11 protein-coding genes, 5 tRNA genes and 1 pseudogene are annotated in these 12,082 nt (G+C 66.0%); 5 read left to right on the forward strand and 12 right to left on the reverse strand.

Going from position 1 to position 12,082, the window contains the following annotated elements; translation table 11 throughout:
• A pseudogene (locus HMPREF1023_RS14365) lies at positions 1-428 on the forward strand (IS256 family transposase); the annotation flags it as partial.
• 137 nt (positions 429-565) lie between these two features.
• On the opposite strand, the gene HMPREF1023_RS14370 reads toward HMPREF1023_RS14365, so the two are convergent.
• Positions 566-640, reverse strand: a tRNA-Val gene (locus tag HMPREF1023_RS14370).
• A gap of 162 nt (positions 641-802) precedes the next feature.
• Here HMPREF1023_RS14370 and HMPREF1023_RS14375 point away from each other — a divergent pair.
• The 3 genes from HMPREF1023_RS14375 to HMPREF1023_RS14385 all read left to right on the forward strand — a co-directional run bounded on the left by HMPREF1023_RS14375 (position 803) and on the right by HMPREF1023_RS14385 (position 1,146).
• Positions 803-878, forward strand: a tRNA-Gly gene (locus HMPREF1023_RS14375).
• Positions 879-945: 67 nt separating this feature from the next.
• Positions 946-1,019: transfer RNA gene (locus HMPREF1023_RS14380), tRNA-Cys, on the forward strand.
• Positions 1,020-1,070: 51 nt separating this feature from the next.
• Positions 1,071-1,146: transfer RNA gene (locus tag HMPREF1023_RS14385), tRNA-Gly, on the forward strand.
• 64 nt (positions 1,147-1,210) lie between these two features.
• Here HMPREF1023_RS14385 and HMPREF1023_RS14390 read toward each other — a convergent pair.
• The 8 genes from HMPREF1023_RS14390 to gap form a co-directional block, all read right to left on the reverse strand.
• Positions 1,211-1,903 carry an HAD family hydrolase gene (locus tag HMPREF1023_RS14390; RefSeq protein ID WP_009307172.1) on the reverse strand — a complete coding sequence of 231 codons (693 nt, stop codon included), beginning with the start codon at positions 1,901-1,903 and terminating at the stop codon, positions 1,211-1,213.
• A 6-nt stretch (positions 1,904-1,909) separates the two neighbouring features.
• The gene (locus HMPREF1023_RS14395; RefSeq protein ID WP_009307173.1) at positions 1,910-2,815 is read right to left on the reverse strand and encodes a cation diffusion facilitator family transporter; all 906 of its coding nucleotides are present in this window, start codon (positions 2,813-2,815) and stop codon (positions 1,910-1,912) included.
• Positions 2,816-2,904: 89 nt separating this feature from the next.
• Positions 2,905-2,992, reverse strand: a tRNA-Leu gene (locus HMPREF1023_RS14400).
• Between the two features lie 68 nt (positions 2,993-3,060).
• Complete coding sequence (secG, locus tag HMPREF1023_RS14405; protein ID WP_009307174.1) at positions 3,061-3,315, reverse strand: preprotein translocase subunit SecG; 255 nt, start codon at positions 3,313-3,315, stop codon at positions 3,061-3,063.
• 165 nt (positions 3,316-3,480) lie between these two features.
• On the reverse strand, positions 3,481-5,052 hold the full coding sequence (gene gpmI, locus HMPREF1023_RS14410) for a 2,3-bisphosphoglycerate-independent phosphoglycerate mutase (protein ID WP_009307175.1): 1,572 nt from the start codon (positions 5,050-5,052) through the stop codon (positions 3,481-3,483).
• A 159-nt stretch (positions 5,053-5,211) separates the two neighbouring features.
• Positions 5,212-5,985 (reverse strand): triose-phosphate isomerase, encoded by a 774-nt coding sequence (gene tpiA, locus HMPREF1023_RS14415; protein ID WP_009307176.1) that lies wholly within the window; start codon positions 5,983-5,985, stop codon positions 5,212-5,214.
• A 68-nt stretch (positions 5,986-6,053) separates the two neighbouring features.
• On the reverse strand, positions 6,054-7,238 hold the full coding sequence (gene pgk, locus HMPREF1023_RS14420) for a phosphoglycerate kinase (RefSeq protein ID WP_009307177.1): 1,185 nt from the start codon (positions 7,236-7,238) through the stop codon (positions 6,054-6,056).
• A 62-nt stretch (positions 7,239-7,300) separates the two neighbouring features.
• Positions 7,301-8,302, reverse strand: a complete 1,002-nt coding sequence (gene gap, locus HMPREF1023_RS14425; protein WP_009307178.1) for a type I glyceraldehyde-3-phosphate dehydrogenase — start codon at positions 8,300-8,302, stop codon at positions 7,301-7,303.
• A gap of 285 nt (positions 8,303-8,587) precedes the next feature.
• Between gap and HMPREF1023_RS14430 the strand changes: the two genes are divergently transcribed.
• Positions 8,588-9,001, forward strand: a complete 414-nt coding sequence (locus HMPREF1023_RS14430; RefSeq protein ID WP_009307179.1) for a PaaI family thioesterase — start codon at positions 8,588-8,590, stop codon at positions 8,999-9,001.
• Positions 9,002-9,043: 42 nt separating this feature from the next.
• Here the strand turns inward: HMPREF1023_RS14430 and whiA are convergent, their stop codons facing one another.
• Genes whiA through rapZ form a run of 3 tightly spaced genes read right to left on the reverse strand, consistent with a single transcriptional unit; the run spans position 9,044 to position 12,058 of the window.
• Positions 9,044-9,976 (reverse strand): DNA-binding protein WhiA, encoded by a 933-nt coding sequence (gene whiA, locus HMPREF1023_RS14435; RefSeq protein ID WP_009307180.1) that lies wholly within the window; start codon positions 9,974-9,976, stop codon positions 9,044-9,046.
• Entirely contained in the window at positions 9,955-11,079 is a 1,125-nt protein-coding gene (gene yvcK / locus HMPREF1023_RS14440; RefSeq protein WP_009307181.1) for a gluconeogenesis factor YvcK family protein, read from the reverse strand. Before yvcK ends, whiA begins: the two co-directional genes overlap by 22 nt.
• Before the next feature lie 10 nt (positions 11,080-11,089).
• Positions 11,090-12,058 carry an RNase adapter RapZ gene (rapZ, locus tag HMPREF1023_RS14445; RefSeq protein WP_009307182.1) on the reverse strand — a complete coding sequence of 323 codons (969 nt, stop codon included), beginning with the start codon at positions 12,056-12,058 and terminating at the stop codon, positions 11,090-11,092.
• Positions 12,059-12,082: the final 24 nt, after the last annotated feature.

A 12,082-nucleotide genomic window follows, 5' to 3' on the forward strand; every position in this document is an offset into this window, starting at 1 on the left:
ACGGGCGGATCCGCTACAAGCACGAGAGGCTGCGCACTGCGCGCGGCGGGCTTCTGAAGCTTTGTAGGGCCGGTACCCTATTCACCTATCTCGACGAAGGCTTGCTCGAGGGAGGACCTGTTCCGGCGACTACGAACAGGATCGAAGGCGGCGTGAACGCCCAGATCCGCCACATGCTGCGAGAGCATCGGGGATTGAGGCTGACGAGGCGCGTCAAGGCGGCGTTCTGGTGGTGCTATATGGACCTTGAAGCCCGTGCAAGCCCGAAAGAGATCCTGAAGGAAATGCCGACGGACGTCCTGATTGCTGAGTTTTATCGAGCAGCTGCCGAAGCTAGCGAAAAAGATGAAGCGGTGGGGCGCTGGGGCACTGCTGTGCAATGGAATGACCTGCATGCAAGCGGCCCTTATCGCATGGATTACGATTAGGCTCTGGACACACTTTCTTGCCTATAACCCCAAATCGTTCGCGCGTTCGCACTTTTCCGGGTCACTTTGACGAGAGAGGCCTCGGGGCCGGAGCAACAAAAAAGAGCCTTCGCAGATCGAAGGCTCTTTCGAATTCATGGTGGGCGATACAAGATTTGAACTTGTGACCCCTACCGTGTCAAGGTAGTGCTCTCCCCCTGAGCTAATCGCCCATGAATGCTTGCTGCTTTGGAAGTTTTCCGCGTCAGCAAGCAGATAGTCTACCAGAAGTTCGCCGACCATCAAAGACAAATTTCGAAAATATTTTTGCGAACTTTTCTGAAATCGGGGGTTGCGCGCTACGGACACTTCCAGTATTATATTTCCTCGCCGATGCGGACGTGGCTCAGCTGGTAGAGCACGACCTTGCCAAGGTCGGGGTCGCGGGTTCGAACCCCGTCGTCCGCTCCATCGTCGCTAACAGGCCGGTCATTATCAAAAGTTTTGACCGGCCTTTTCATGACGGTGTCGACGAGGTGGCGACGTGGCCAAGTGGTAAGGCAGAGGCCTGCAAAGCCTTCACCCCCGGTTCGAATCCGGGCGTCGCCTCCATTCGCTCCCCTTGCGGGGCGGACGGTTTGAGAATTGAAAAGCGTTACCCATGCGGACGTGGCTCAGCTGGTAGAGCACGACCTTGCCAAGGTCGGGGTCGCGGGTTCGAACCCCGTCGTCCGCTCCATGATCGTACAAGCCCGTCGGCAAACCGACGGGCTTTTTTCATGCCTCGCTCCGAACGATGAAGGTTAGAGCAGCTCTAAGAGGTCGGTGAGCGCCGTCACGCACTCGTAGCCGCAATCTTTCTCGGCATCGTGCCTGTCGACGATCACCGCGCGGATGCCGGCAGCGGCCGCCCCGTCCCCGTCGGCATCGGGGCGATCGCCCACATGCACGCTCGATTCGGCGCGCACGCCCATCTGCTCGCAAGCCAGGTTGAAGATGACCGGGTTCGGCTTGCGGTAGCCCACCACCGCCGAAGATACTACCGTGTCGAAGTACGGCAGCAGCCTGAGGTCGCGCAGGAGCCCTTCCAAGCCCGCATCCCAGTTCGATACCACTCCCAGCGCGTATCCACGCTCCTTGAGCGCTCTCAGGCACGCTGTGACGTCGGCGTACGTCTCCCAGCATTCCGCGCGCCGATAGGCCTCGTGCACCGTCTGCGCCACGCCTTCCGCATCGTGACCGATGCCCGCGAGATGGCACACGTAGCGGTACTGGTCCAGCCAAATGGCCGTCGACCCCTCGTGCGAGCACCAGAAGTCGCCGTCGCGCAGATACTCCGCTTCGTAGTACGCGTCCATGGCCGGCATGTGCGGCTCGACGTCGCGCACGGTCAAGTCGTGGCCGCGCTCGGCCGCAACGCGCGCGAACGTCTCGGCCACCGACGGGCACGGCCGGATGAGCGTCGAGCCCACGTCGAAGAACACCGCCTCGGTCATGCGCCCTCAGTCCTCATGGCCGTCGTTCGGCTCGATGTGGACGAGCACCTCGATCACGTTCGGGAACCGCTGCATGATGGCGCGCTCCACCCGCTCGGACAGCTCGTGGGCCTCCCCCACGGTCATCCCGGGCGCCACGAGCACGTGCAGGTCGGCGTACACCTCTCCCTCGGTGCCGCGCGTGCGGATATGATGGGCATCCTGCACGCCCGGCACGCCCATCGCCACGGCACGCACGTCCTTGTCGGGAATGCGCGCATGATCGGACAGGGTGGCTAGCGCGTGCTTGAATACGTCGTAGGCCGTGGCCAGGATGGCGACGGTCACCACGAGCGCCATGATGGGGTCGGCCATGGGAAAGCCCAGCGCCACGGCCGCCAGACCGACGATGACCCCGATGGACACGAGCGCGTCGGACAGCGTATGGTTCGCATCCGCCGCAAGCACCTCGCTTTTGAGCCGCTTCGCGCACCGGCGCTCGTAGGTGGTCACCCCGATGTTGACGGCGAGGGTGCCCACCATGACGATGAACGACACGGGAGTTACTTCGGCCGTGTACACGCCGGACACGAGCTTGCCCACCGCGCTCGAACCCACCTCGAAGGCCGCCAGAAGCAGCAGCACGCCGATCACGAGGCTTGCGTACGTCTCGAACTTCGCATGGCCGTAAGGATGGCTGTCGTCGGCCGGACGCGCCGCCAACGCGATGCCGACGAGGCCCACCACGTTGCCAGCCGAGTCGAACACCGAGTGGATGCCGTCGGCTTGCATGGACGCCGATCCGCTCATCAGGCCGTAGACGTACTTCGCAGCGGCCACCGCCAGGTTCAGCACGAGGATGACCCACAGCACGCGCCGGATGGAGCGCATGCGCTCCGATACCGGGTTCTTCGTTGCAAGCGCCTTCGCCACGCCCGCTCCTTTCGCCGAAAGCGGCTCCGTCCGCATATACAATGCGGAGGTATAAGAAAAGAGAGCCCTAAGGCTCTCTCCGTTCTCTCTGGTGTCGGAGGCGGGATTTGAACCCGCACACCCTTAAACGGGCACTAGCACCTCAAGCTAGCGTGTCTGCCGTTCCACCACTCCGACGTGTTGCTCGAAACGCAACGCAGGTTATTCTACCCGAACCCTTCTGCGTTGTGAAGGGGCAATTTTCGCTATTTTGCAATCGTCCCGTGGGGATAGATGATCATAAGGACGATAAGCGAAAGCATGAAGATGATCGCGAACGCGATGGTGATGCGGTCGAGGTTCTTCTCGACGATGCTCGTACCGGTTTGGGTGGAGTACACCGAGCTGGCGATCATGTCGGAGATGCCCGTGCCCTTGCCGGAGTGCAACAGGATGAACACGATGAGGCCGATGCCCGAAACGACGAGCAGGATGAGCGTGATGATGAGGAGCGGATTCAAGGTTCGTCTCTCTTCTTTCGATCAAAGGTATATCGGTACGCAAGTTTCTAAGTATAGCGAAAGGCTCCCGTCAGGGCAAGGGCGGCGCAGGCGTTCGCGTAGCGGGACGAGACGGAGCGGGACGCCAGCCCCGTCCCCCTCGCCTCATCCCCGCGAAAACGCCACCTACGCCAGCAGGCTCCTCCCCGTCATGGCGGCAGGGGCTTCGAGGCCGATGAGCTCGAGCAGCGTGGGCGCGATGTCGCAGAGCGCGCCGAGCCGACCGTCGAGCGTGCGCCCCGTTTCCGCGAAGTCCACGAGCGCGAGCGGCACAGGCGCCGTGGTATGAGCCGTGAAGGGGCTGCCGTCCTGGCTGAGCATCTTATCGGCGTTGCCATGGTCGGCCGTGATGAGCGCCGTGCCGCCCTTGCGCTCGAGAGCGGCCAGCACCTGGGACACGCCCGCATCCACCGCCTCGATGGCGGCCACGGCGGCCGGGATGACGCCCGTATGCCCCACCATGTCGGGGTTCGCGAAGTTCACGATGTACACGTCGGCCTCGTCCGCGTCGATGGCCGCGGCCAGCGTGGCGGCCACGTCAGGCTCGCTCATCTCAGGTTTCAGGTCGTAGGTGGCAACCTTGGGGCTGGGGATGAGCGCGCGCTCCTCCCCCGCTTTCGGCTCCTCGCGCCCGCCGTTCAGAAAGAACGTCACGTGGGCGTACTTCTCGGTCTCGGCGATGTGGTACTGCGCAAGGCCCGCCTCGGCCAGCACGTCGGCCAGCACGTCGGCGGGGAACTCCTTGGGATAGGCCACCGGAGCGGGTATCTCGGGGTCGTACTCGGTCAGGCACACGAAGCTCACCTGCGGGCGCGCGCCGCGCTCGAAACCCGCGAAGGCAGGGTCCACCAGCGCGCGCGTGATCTCGCGGGCGCGGTCGGGGCGGAAGTTGAAGAACACGACCGCGTCGCCGTCGCGCACGCCGCGCCCGGTCAGCGCCGTGGGCACGACGAACTCGTCGGTGACGTCCACGGCGTAGGAAGCGGCCATGACCTCGGCGGCCGTCGCGTCCGCGCGCGGCTCGGCGGCCACAACGGCGCGCCACGCCTGCTCGACGCGCTCCCACCGGTTGTCGCGGTCCATGGCGTAGTAGCGTCCCGAGATGCTGCCGATTTCGGCGACGCACGCGTCGTCGGTCAGCTCGGCCAGCACGCCTTCCAACTCGTCCAGATAGCCCGCGCCGCTTCTCGGCGGCACGTCTCGGCCGTCCATGAAGCAGTGCACCACGATATGCGACGCCCCGGCCGCCTTCGCGGCGCGCGCGAGCGCGTAGAGGTGCTCGTTGGAGGAATGGACGCCGCCGTCGGAGACGAGCCCCATAAGGTGCAGCGCCGCCCCCGGCCGTGCGGCCGCCGCGAACGCCTCGTTCAGCACGGGGTTCGCCGCCAGCGAACCGTCGGCGCAGGCACGGTTGATGCGGGTGAGCTCCTGGAACACCACGCGCCCGGCGCCGATGTTGAGGTGTCCCACCTCGGAGTTGCCCATCTGCCCCGCGGGCAGGCCCACGGCCTCGCCCGATGCCTCGAGCTTGGTCCACGGACGGGTGGCGAACACCTCGTCGAGGCACGGCGTGCGCGCCTGAGAGATGGCGTTTCCCGGGCCCGGCTCGGCCAGGCCGAAGCCGTCCATGATGATAAGGCATGCGGGAAGGGTAAGGTTTTCGGCTGATGCCGCACGGGATTCTTCGACTGCGCTCACTTCGCTCGCTCCGCTCGGTATGACGGGAGGCGGCGCGGAGTGCGCGCCGCCGGGACAACAGGTTCTCAGATCCGCCGTCCGAAGCGAAGCTTCGACGAAGAACCTCCGTTGACGAGAAGGCCCTTCGACCCGCTTCGCTCGCCCGGGACGGCGACAGGGCTACAGGCAGGCGTTGATCAGCTGCACGAAAGACGCCGCCTTCAGGCTGGCGCCTCCGATGAGGCCGCCGTCGATGTTCGGCTGGGCCATGAGGCCCTCGACGTTGCCCGGGTTCATGGAGCCGCCGTACAGCACGCGCATCTCCTCGGCGACCTCCGCGCCGTACAGGTCGGCGAGCGTCGCGCGGATGGCGGCGCAGACGGCCTCGGCCTGCTCGGGCGTGGCCGTGCGCCCCGTGCCGATGGCCCAGATGGGCTCGTAGGCCACCACGCAGCGCTGCGCGTCGGCGGCGTCCACGCCGGCGAACGCGGCGCGCACCTGGGCGCACACGAACTCCTCGGTGGTGCCCTCGTCGCGCACGGCCAGCGACTCGCCCACGCACACGATGGCGTACAGGCCCGCCTCGACGAGCGCCTTCACCTTGCGGTTCACGTCCTCGTTCGTCTCGCCGAACAGCTCGCGGCGCTCGGAGTGGCCAACGATGCTGCCCGCGCAGCCGATCTCCTTGATCATGGGCACCGAGATCTCTCCGGTGTAGGCGCCGGAGGGCTCCCAGTACACGTTCTGGGCGTTCACGGCCACCTTCGTCTTGTCGAAGTCGAGCACGGTCTTGGCCGGCTTGAGGTCGACGTAGGGCGGGCAGATGACGATGTCGACGTCCTCGCCCCAGGTCTCCTTGTCGTACTGGTTGGAGATCTCCTGCGTCAGCACCACGGCCTCGGCGATGGTGTTGTTCATCTTCCAGTTGCCTGCCATCATGGGTTTGCGCGCCATGCGAACTTCCTTTCCATCGAAACGCCCCGGACGGGAACCGTCTCCCGTTCGGGGCAATCGCCTGCTTGCTACTTCAACGCCTCGACGCCCGGGAGCGCCTCGCCCTGCACGAGCTCCATGGAGGCGCCGCCGCCGGTGGAGATGAACGTCATCTGCTCGGCCAGGTCGAACTTGTTCACGGCGGCCACGCTGTCGCCGCCGCCGATGATGGTGTCCGCATCCGCGTTGGCGGCCACGGCCTCGGCCACGGCCTTCGTGCCGGCCTCGAACGCCTTCATCTCGAACACGCCCATGGGGCCGTTCCAGAACACGGTCTTGGCCTGGGCCACCGCGTCGGCGTACAGCTTAGCCGTCTCGGGCCCGATGTCGAGGCCCATCATATCACCGGGAATCCCGTCGACCGAGACCGTGAGCGTTTCGGCATCTTCGGCGAAGCGGTCGGCGCACACGACGTCCACCGGCAGCAGCAGCTGCACGCCGCGTTCCTCCGCCTTCGCGATCATGGCCGCCGCGCGCTCCACCCAGTCCTCTTCCTTGAGCGAGGTGCCCACGGCCTTGCCCTGGGCCAAAAGGAACGTGAAGCACATGCCGCCGCCGATGATGAGCGTGTCGCACTTGTCCATGAGCGCGTCGATGACCTTGATCTTGTCCGACACCTTCGAGCCGCCGAGGATGGCGGCGAAGGGACGGCGCGGCTCCTCCAGCATGCCCGAGAGCGTGGCCACCTCGCGCTGCATGAGGTAGCCCGCGTACGCCGGCAAGAGCGCGGCGACGCCCGCCGTGGACGCATGGGCGCGGTGCGCGGTGCCGAACGCGTCGTTCACGTACGCCTCGCCGAGCGCGGCCAGCTCCTCGCAGAACGCGGGATCGTTCTTCTTCTCGCGCTTGTCGAAGCGCAGGTTCTCCACCACCAGCACGTCGCCGTCGCGCAGCGAGGCGGCTTTCGCGCGGGCGTCGTCGCCCACCGTGTCGGTGGCGAACACCACGGGCTTGCCCATAAGCTCGGAGAGCTTCTGGGCGGCGGGACGCAGCGTGAACGACTCCTCGAAGCCCTCGCCGGCCGGACGGCCGAGATGGCTCATGAGGATGACGCGCGCGCCTTGCGTGACGAGCTTCTGGATGGTGGGCAGCGCCGCGCGGATGCGCGTGTCGTCGGTGACGGCGCCGTCCTTCACCGGCACGTTGAAGTCGACGCGCACGAGCACGCGCTTGCCGCGCGCGTCCAGCTCGTCGATGGTTTTGATCTCGGCCATGGGGCCCTCCTGTCTAAACGAGAAACGAGCCTGCCAAGGCAGGCTCGTTTCGGGGAATGCTGTTAAAGAAGGATCTTCACCAAGTCCTTCACACGGTTCGAGTAGCCCCACTCGTTGTCGTACCAGGAGATGCACTTGACGAAGTTGCCCTCGCCGCCCAGCACCATGGTCAGCTTGCTGTCGAAGATGGAGGAGTGCGGGTTGTCCACGATGTCGATGGAGACGATCGGGTCCTCGGTGTACTCCAGGATGCCCTTGAGCGGGCCCTCGGCGGCGGCCTTCATCGCGGCGTTGATCTCATCGGCCGTGGCGTCCTTCTCAAGCTCCACGGTGAGGTCGACCATCGATCCGTCCGGCGTGGGAACGCGGGTGGCGAAGCCGTCCAGCTTGCCCTTGAGCTCGGGCAGCACCAACGACACCGCGCGGGCGGCGCCCGTGGTGGTGGGGATCATCGACATGGCGGCCGCGCGGGCGCGACGCAAGTCCTTATGGGGAAGGTCGAGGATCTTCTGGTCGTTCGTGTAGGAGTGGATCGTGTTCATGTAGCCGCGCTTGATGCCGAAGTTGTCCATGAGCACCTTCGCGAAGGGGGCCAGGCAGTTCGTCGTGCACGAGGCGTTCGAGATGATGTTGTGCTTCTCGGGATCGTACTGGTCGTCGTTCACGCCCATGACGATGGTGATGTCCTCGTTCTTGGCCGGCGCGGAGATGACGACCTTCTTGGCGCCCGCGTCAAGGTGCGCCTTGGCCTTCGTGCCGTCGGTGAAGAAGCCGGTGGACTCGACGACGACGTCGACGCCCAGCTCGCCCCAGGGGAGGTTGGCGGGCTCGCGCTCGGAGAGCACCTTGACCGCATGGCCGTCGGCCACGAAGCCGTCCTCGGTGACCTCGACCGTGTCGAAGGCGCGCCCGTGGATGGAATCGTACTTGAGCAGGTGGGCCATCGTCGGAATGTCGCCGAGGTCGTTCACTGCCACAACCTCGATCTCGGGATCGTTCACCATCGCGCGGAACGCCAGGCGGCCGATGCGACCGAATCCGTTAATGCCTACTTTGATTGCCATGCGTATCCCCTTTCAGATACTCGCACTAAGAATTGCAGGAACGCCCCGATCATAGCGGTAGCCGCCCAGATGCTGCAAGCCTTATCTGGCAGCCGTATAAAAAAAGCAACCGAACAGGCCATTCACAGAAGTTTCACACCGCTCGCCGAGGGGCTCCGCACCCGGTGCGCGCCGTACAGCAGCGCGCTTCTCCCAGCATCGGCCAGTTCGCCCGATCCGTCCGTGTCGCACAGCCGACGGCTGCGGTAAGGTGCCCGTAGACGCACGTCCGACCGAAGGAGCAGCATGGAAGCAGTACCGCAGGAAACCGTGGAGAAGCTGATGGGCAACGTGCCGGCGCAAAAGGAGCTCGAGGGCATCCGCATCCTCGCCTCTTCGCCGGGCAGCGTGCGCTACGAGATCGACGTGCCGGACAACGTGCTGAACTACCACGGCTGCATCCACGGCGGCTTCGTGTCCACCATGCTGGAAATCGCCGCCGGCATGGCGACGTACGCCTACGGCGAGAGCAACGTGGCCGTCTCCTGCGCGACGAACTTCGTCCGCGCCGTACGCCCGCAGCGCCTCACCGTGAGCGCCGACACCTCGCACAAGGGCCGCAGCACGTCGGTGGCGCACTGCGCCATCGTCGACGAGCGCGGCAGGCTCGTGGCCGAGTCCACATTCACGATGTTCTTCCTGGGGCCGCTCGAGAGCTAGCGCATCCTGCACCGAGCGTCTCCGTCTTCCGGCTGAAGCCTCCTAGCCTTGCGCCTCCTTCGCCATCTGCTCGATGCGGCGGACGCGGTGGTACACGGCGGATTTCGACAAGGGCGGGTTCGCGCGCTCGCCCAGCTCCTTGAGCGTGGCGTCGGGATAGGTCACGCGCAGCTTGATGAAGTCCTGCAGCGCCGGCGGCAGGTTCTCCATGCCGTGCGCCTCGAGCACCACGCGGATGGCGTACAGCTGGTCGACCGAGGCGTTCGCGGCCTTGGCCTGGTTCGCGATCTCGGCGTTCGTCATGCGATTCACGTCGTTGCGCACGCTCTTGATGACGCGCGCGTTCTCCATGGCGAGCGCGCTCTGGTGCGCGCCGGCGAACGCGAGGAACTCCAGGATGGCGCTGCCGCTTTTAAGGTACACCATGTAGGAGCTGCGTCGCTGCATGACGCGCGCGCGGATGCCTTTGCGGTCGAGCAGGTCGACCAGGCCTCCGGCCAGGTCCTCGCTCTCCACGGTGATCTCGAAGTGGAAGTCGCCGCGCGGGTCGGACACGAAGCCGCTGCCGAGGAACGCGCCGCGCAGGTAGGCCGCCGTGCAGCACTGCTTCTCCACGAGGTCGGGCTTGAGGCCAAGCTCCAAGCCTCCATCGGGCGAGAGAACCCCCATGTCGACGAGAGCCGGCGCGAGGCGGGGCTGCGAAGGAGCCTCGATGAGGTAGTTCGGGGTCTTGTGCAGCACGCTGCGGCGCACCGTGAGGTTCGTCTCGAGATGGTACAGCTCGTGCAGCAGCTTGATGATGAGGCGCGCCACGGACGGCACGTCGGTTGCTATCTCGATGCGGTACTTTCCCTGGCCGCTGAAGAACAGCGTTCCCTCGATGCGCACGAGCGCGGCCAGCGTCGCCTTCTCGCAGTGCGAGCACGTGGGAGGGACGCGAGCCAGCTCGTCCTTTACCTCCGCCGTGAACGACATAGCTTCAACACCCCCGCAAACGCATCGCGCAAGGCAGCAGGATCGTGCCAGGTTGGATGAATGGGATCGACGAGGTTGCGCGCAATGACCACCGGCCCCTGCGCCTGGATGGCCTGCACGTCCTGGTAGCATACGCGCACGGGGCGGATGCGTCCGGACAGCACGAGATCGTCGAGGTCGGCAGTGGAGGCGTGCTCCGAGTCGGCACCCGTCACAGCGGTGAACACGCCCGTGGCCGGGCTGTCGGGGCGCAGCGAGACCGGGGTATGCACCAGCACGTAATCCAGCAGCCCGCGCGTGCCGTGGTCCATGAGCGCCTCCACGTGCTCGCGCGCGGTGAGACCCCAGGTCTCCCCCTGCATGTCGGCAAGCGAGCACACGAACAGCGTGGAACCCTTCGACGCGCGGATCGCATCCACCACGCCGGGCACGAGCAGGTTCGGGATGATGGACGTGAACAGCGAGCCCGGGCCCAGAACGATGAGGTCGGCCTCGCGGATAGCCTCGAGCGCCGGCTGGTAGGGCACCACCTCGTGCGCGGCGCGCAGGCCCACCCGCTCGAGCGCCGTGCGCGAATGGCAGGCCACGGCCTGCCCCTCGAGGGAGCGGCCGTCGCGCGTGCGAGCCGTGAGCGTCACGCGATCGAGCGTGGAGGGATACACGTGCCCCCGCGCATCCAGCAGCCGCTCGCAGATGGAGATGGCCTCGGGAAACGACCCGGCCGCATCCTCGAGCGCAGACAGCATGAGGTTGCCCAGCGTGTGGTTGCGAGCGAACGAGAAGCGGTACTTGAACGCCTTGGTCAAAGGGTCGTTCGGGTCCGCAGCCATTGCGGCGATGCACTTGCGCACGTCGCCCGGCGGCGTGACGTCGGCTTCCTCGCGCAGGATGCCGGTGGAGCCGCCGTCGTCGGCCATGGCGACGACGGCGCTCGTATCCAGTCCCATGGACAGGAGCGTGCGTATGGACACGGGCGCGCCGGTGCCGCCGCCGATGACGACGACGCGCAAGCGCTCGTCGCGCGCGACGACGGGCTGCGATTCGCGCAGTGCGGCGAACGCCGCCGTAGCCGAGGGGTCGTGGGAGAACGGACGGGCAACCATGGTCGCTCCCCTACCGGCCTGCAGCGGCACCGGAGCGCGCCGAGGCGTCGGCGCCCTCGGCCAGCGACAGGTCGCGGTGCGCGATGCTCACGCGGTAGCCCTTCGCCTTGAGGTAGTCGGCCGTGGACTCGGCCAGCGCGACGCTGCGGTGCTGGCCGCCCGTGCATCCCACGGCGATGGCCAGCTGCTGTTTGCCCTCGGCCACGTAGCCGGGCATGACGCAATCCAGAAGCGCGCGCCACTTCTCCTGGAACTCTTCGGTCTCGGGGCGGTACAGCACGAAGTCGCTGACCGGCTTGTCGAGGCCCGTGAGGCTGCGCAGCTGCGGTTCGTAGTAGGGGTTCGGCAGGAAGCGCACGTCCATGACCAGGTCGGCGTCAAGCGGCGCTCCGTGCTTGAAGCCGAACGAGTACACGGTGACGGACAGGCCCGCGCGCTCCTCGCCCGGCGCGAACAGCGCGCGGATGGTCGAGCGCAGCTGCGGCGGCAGCATGGACGTGGTGTCGATGACGTGATGGGCGTTCTCCCGCACCTCGAACAGAAGGTCGCGCTCGCGCTCGATGCCCTGCGCGATGGACGCACCGTCGGCGCACAGCGGATGGCGGCGTCGGCTGGACTTGTAGCGCGCGACGAGCTTCTCGTCGGCGGCGTCCAAGAACAGGATGCGGTAGTCGATGCCCAGGCCCTTCAACTTCTTGAGCTCGCCGGCGAGGCTCGCGAAGAAGTCGCGGTTGCGCGCGTCGCACACCACGGCGAGGCGGCGCTTCTCGTCGGGCTGGCCGGGCATGCCGGTCAGCTCCAAAAGATTGCCGATCAGGCTGGACGGCAGGTTGTCCACGCAGAAGTAGCCGAGATCCTCGAACGAGTGCATGGCCTCGGTGCGCCCGGCGCCGCTCATGCCGGTGACGATGACCAGCTCGGGCATATGCTGCAGATCGACGGACTGGTCTGCCGTCTTGCCTGCGGTTTCTTCGCTCATAGCGCTATCCTTCCGTGTCCGTGC

Origin of the sequence: Eggerthella sp. 1_3_56FAA, from assembly GCF_000185625.1 — a bacterium.
GTDB classification, from domain to species: domain Bacteria; phylum Actinomycetota; class Coriobacteriia; order Coriobacteriales; family Eggerthellaceae; genus Eggerthella; species Eggerthella lenta.

Bases quoted from the DNA above. Each gene is read 5' to 3' on its own strand.
- HMPREF1023_RS14390 (WP_009307172.1), bottom strand. From the start codon at position 1,903: ATGACCGAGGCGGTGTTCTTCGACGTGGGCTCGACGCTCATCCGGCCG.
- tpiA (WP_009307176.1), bottom strand. From the start codon at position 5,985: ATGGCGCGCAAACCCATGATGGCAGGCAACTGGAAGATGAACAACACC.
- pgk (WP_009307177.1), bottom strand. From the start codon at position 7,238: ATGGCCGAGATCAAAACCATCGACGAGCTGGACGCGCGCGGCAAGCGC.
- gap (WP_009307178.1), bottom strand. From the start codon at position 8,302: ATGGCAATCAAAGTAGGCATTAACGGATTCGGTCGCATCGGCCGCCTG.
- HMPREF1023_RS14430 (WP_009307179.1), top strand. From the start codon at position 8,588: ATGGAAGCAGTACCGCAGGAAACCGTGGAGAAGCTGATGGGCAACGTG.
- whiA (WP_009307180.1), bottom strand. From the start codon at position 9,976: ATGTCGTTCACGGCGGAGGTAAAGGACGAGCTGGCTCGCGTCCCTCCC.
- yvcK (WP_009307181.1), bottom strand. From the start codon at position 11,079: ATGGTTGCCCGTCCGTTCTCCCACGACCCCTCGGCTACGGCGGCGTTC.
- rapZ (WP_009307182.1), bottom strand. From the start codon at position 12,058: ATGAGCGAAGAAACCGCAGGCAAGACGGCAGACCAGTCCGTCGATCTG.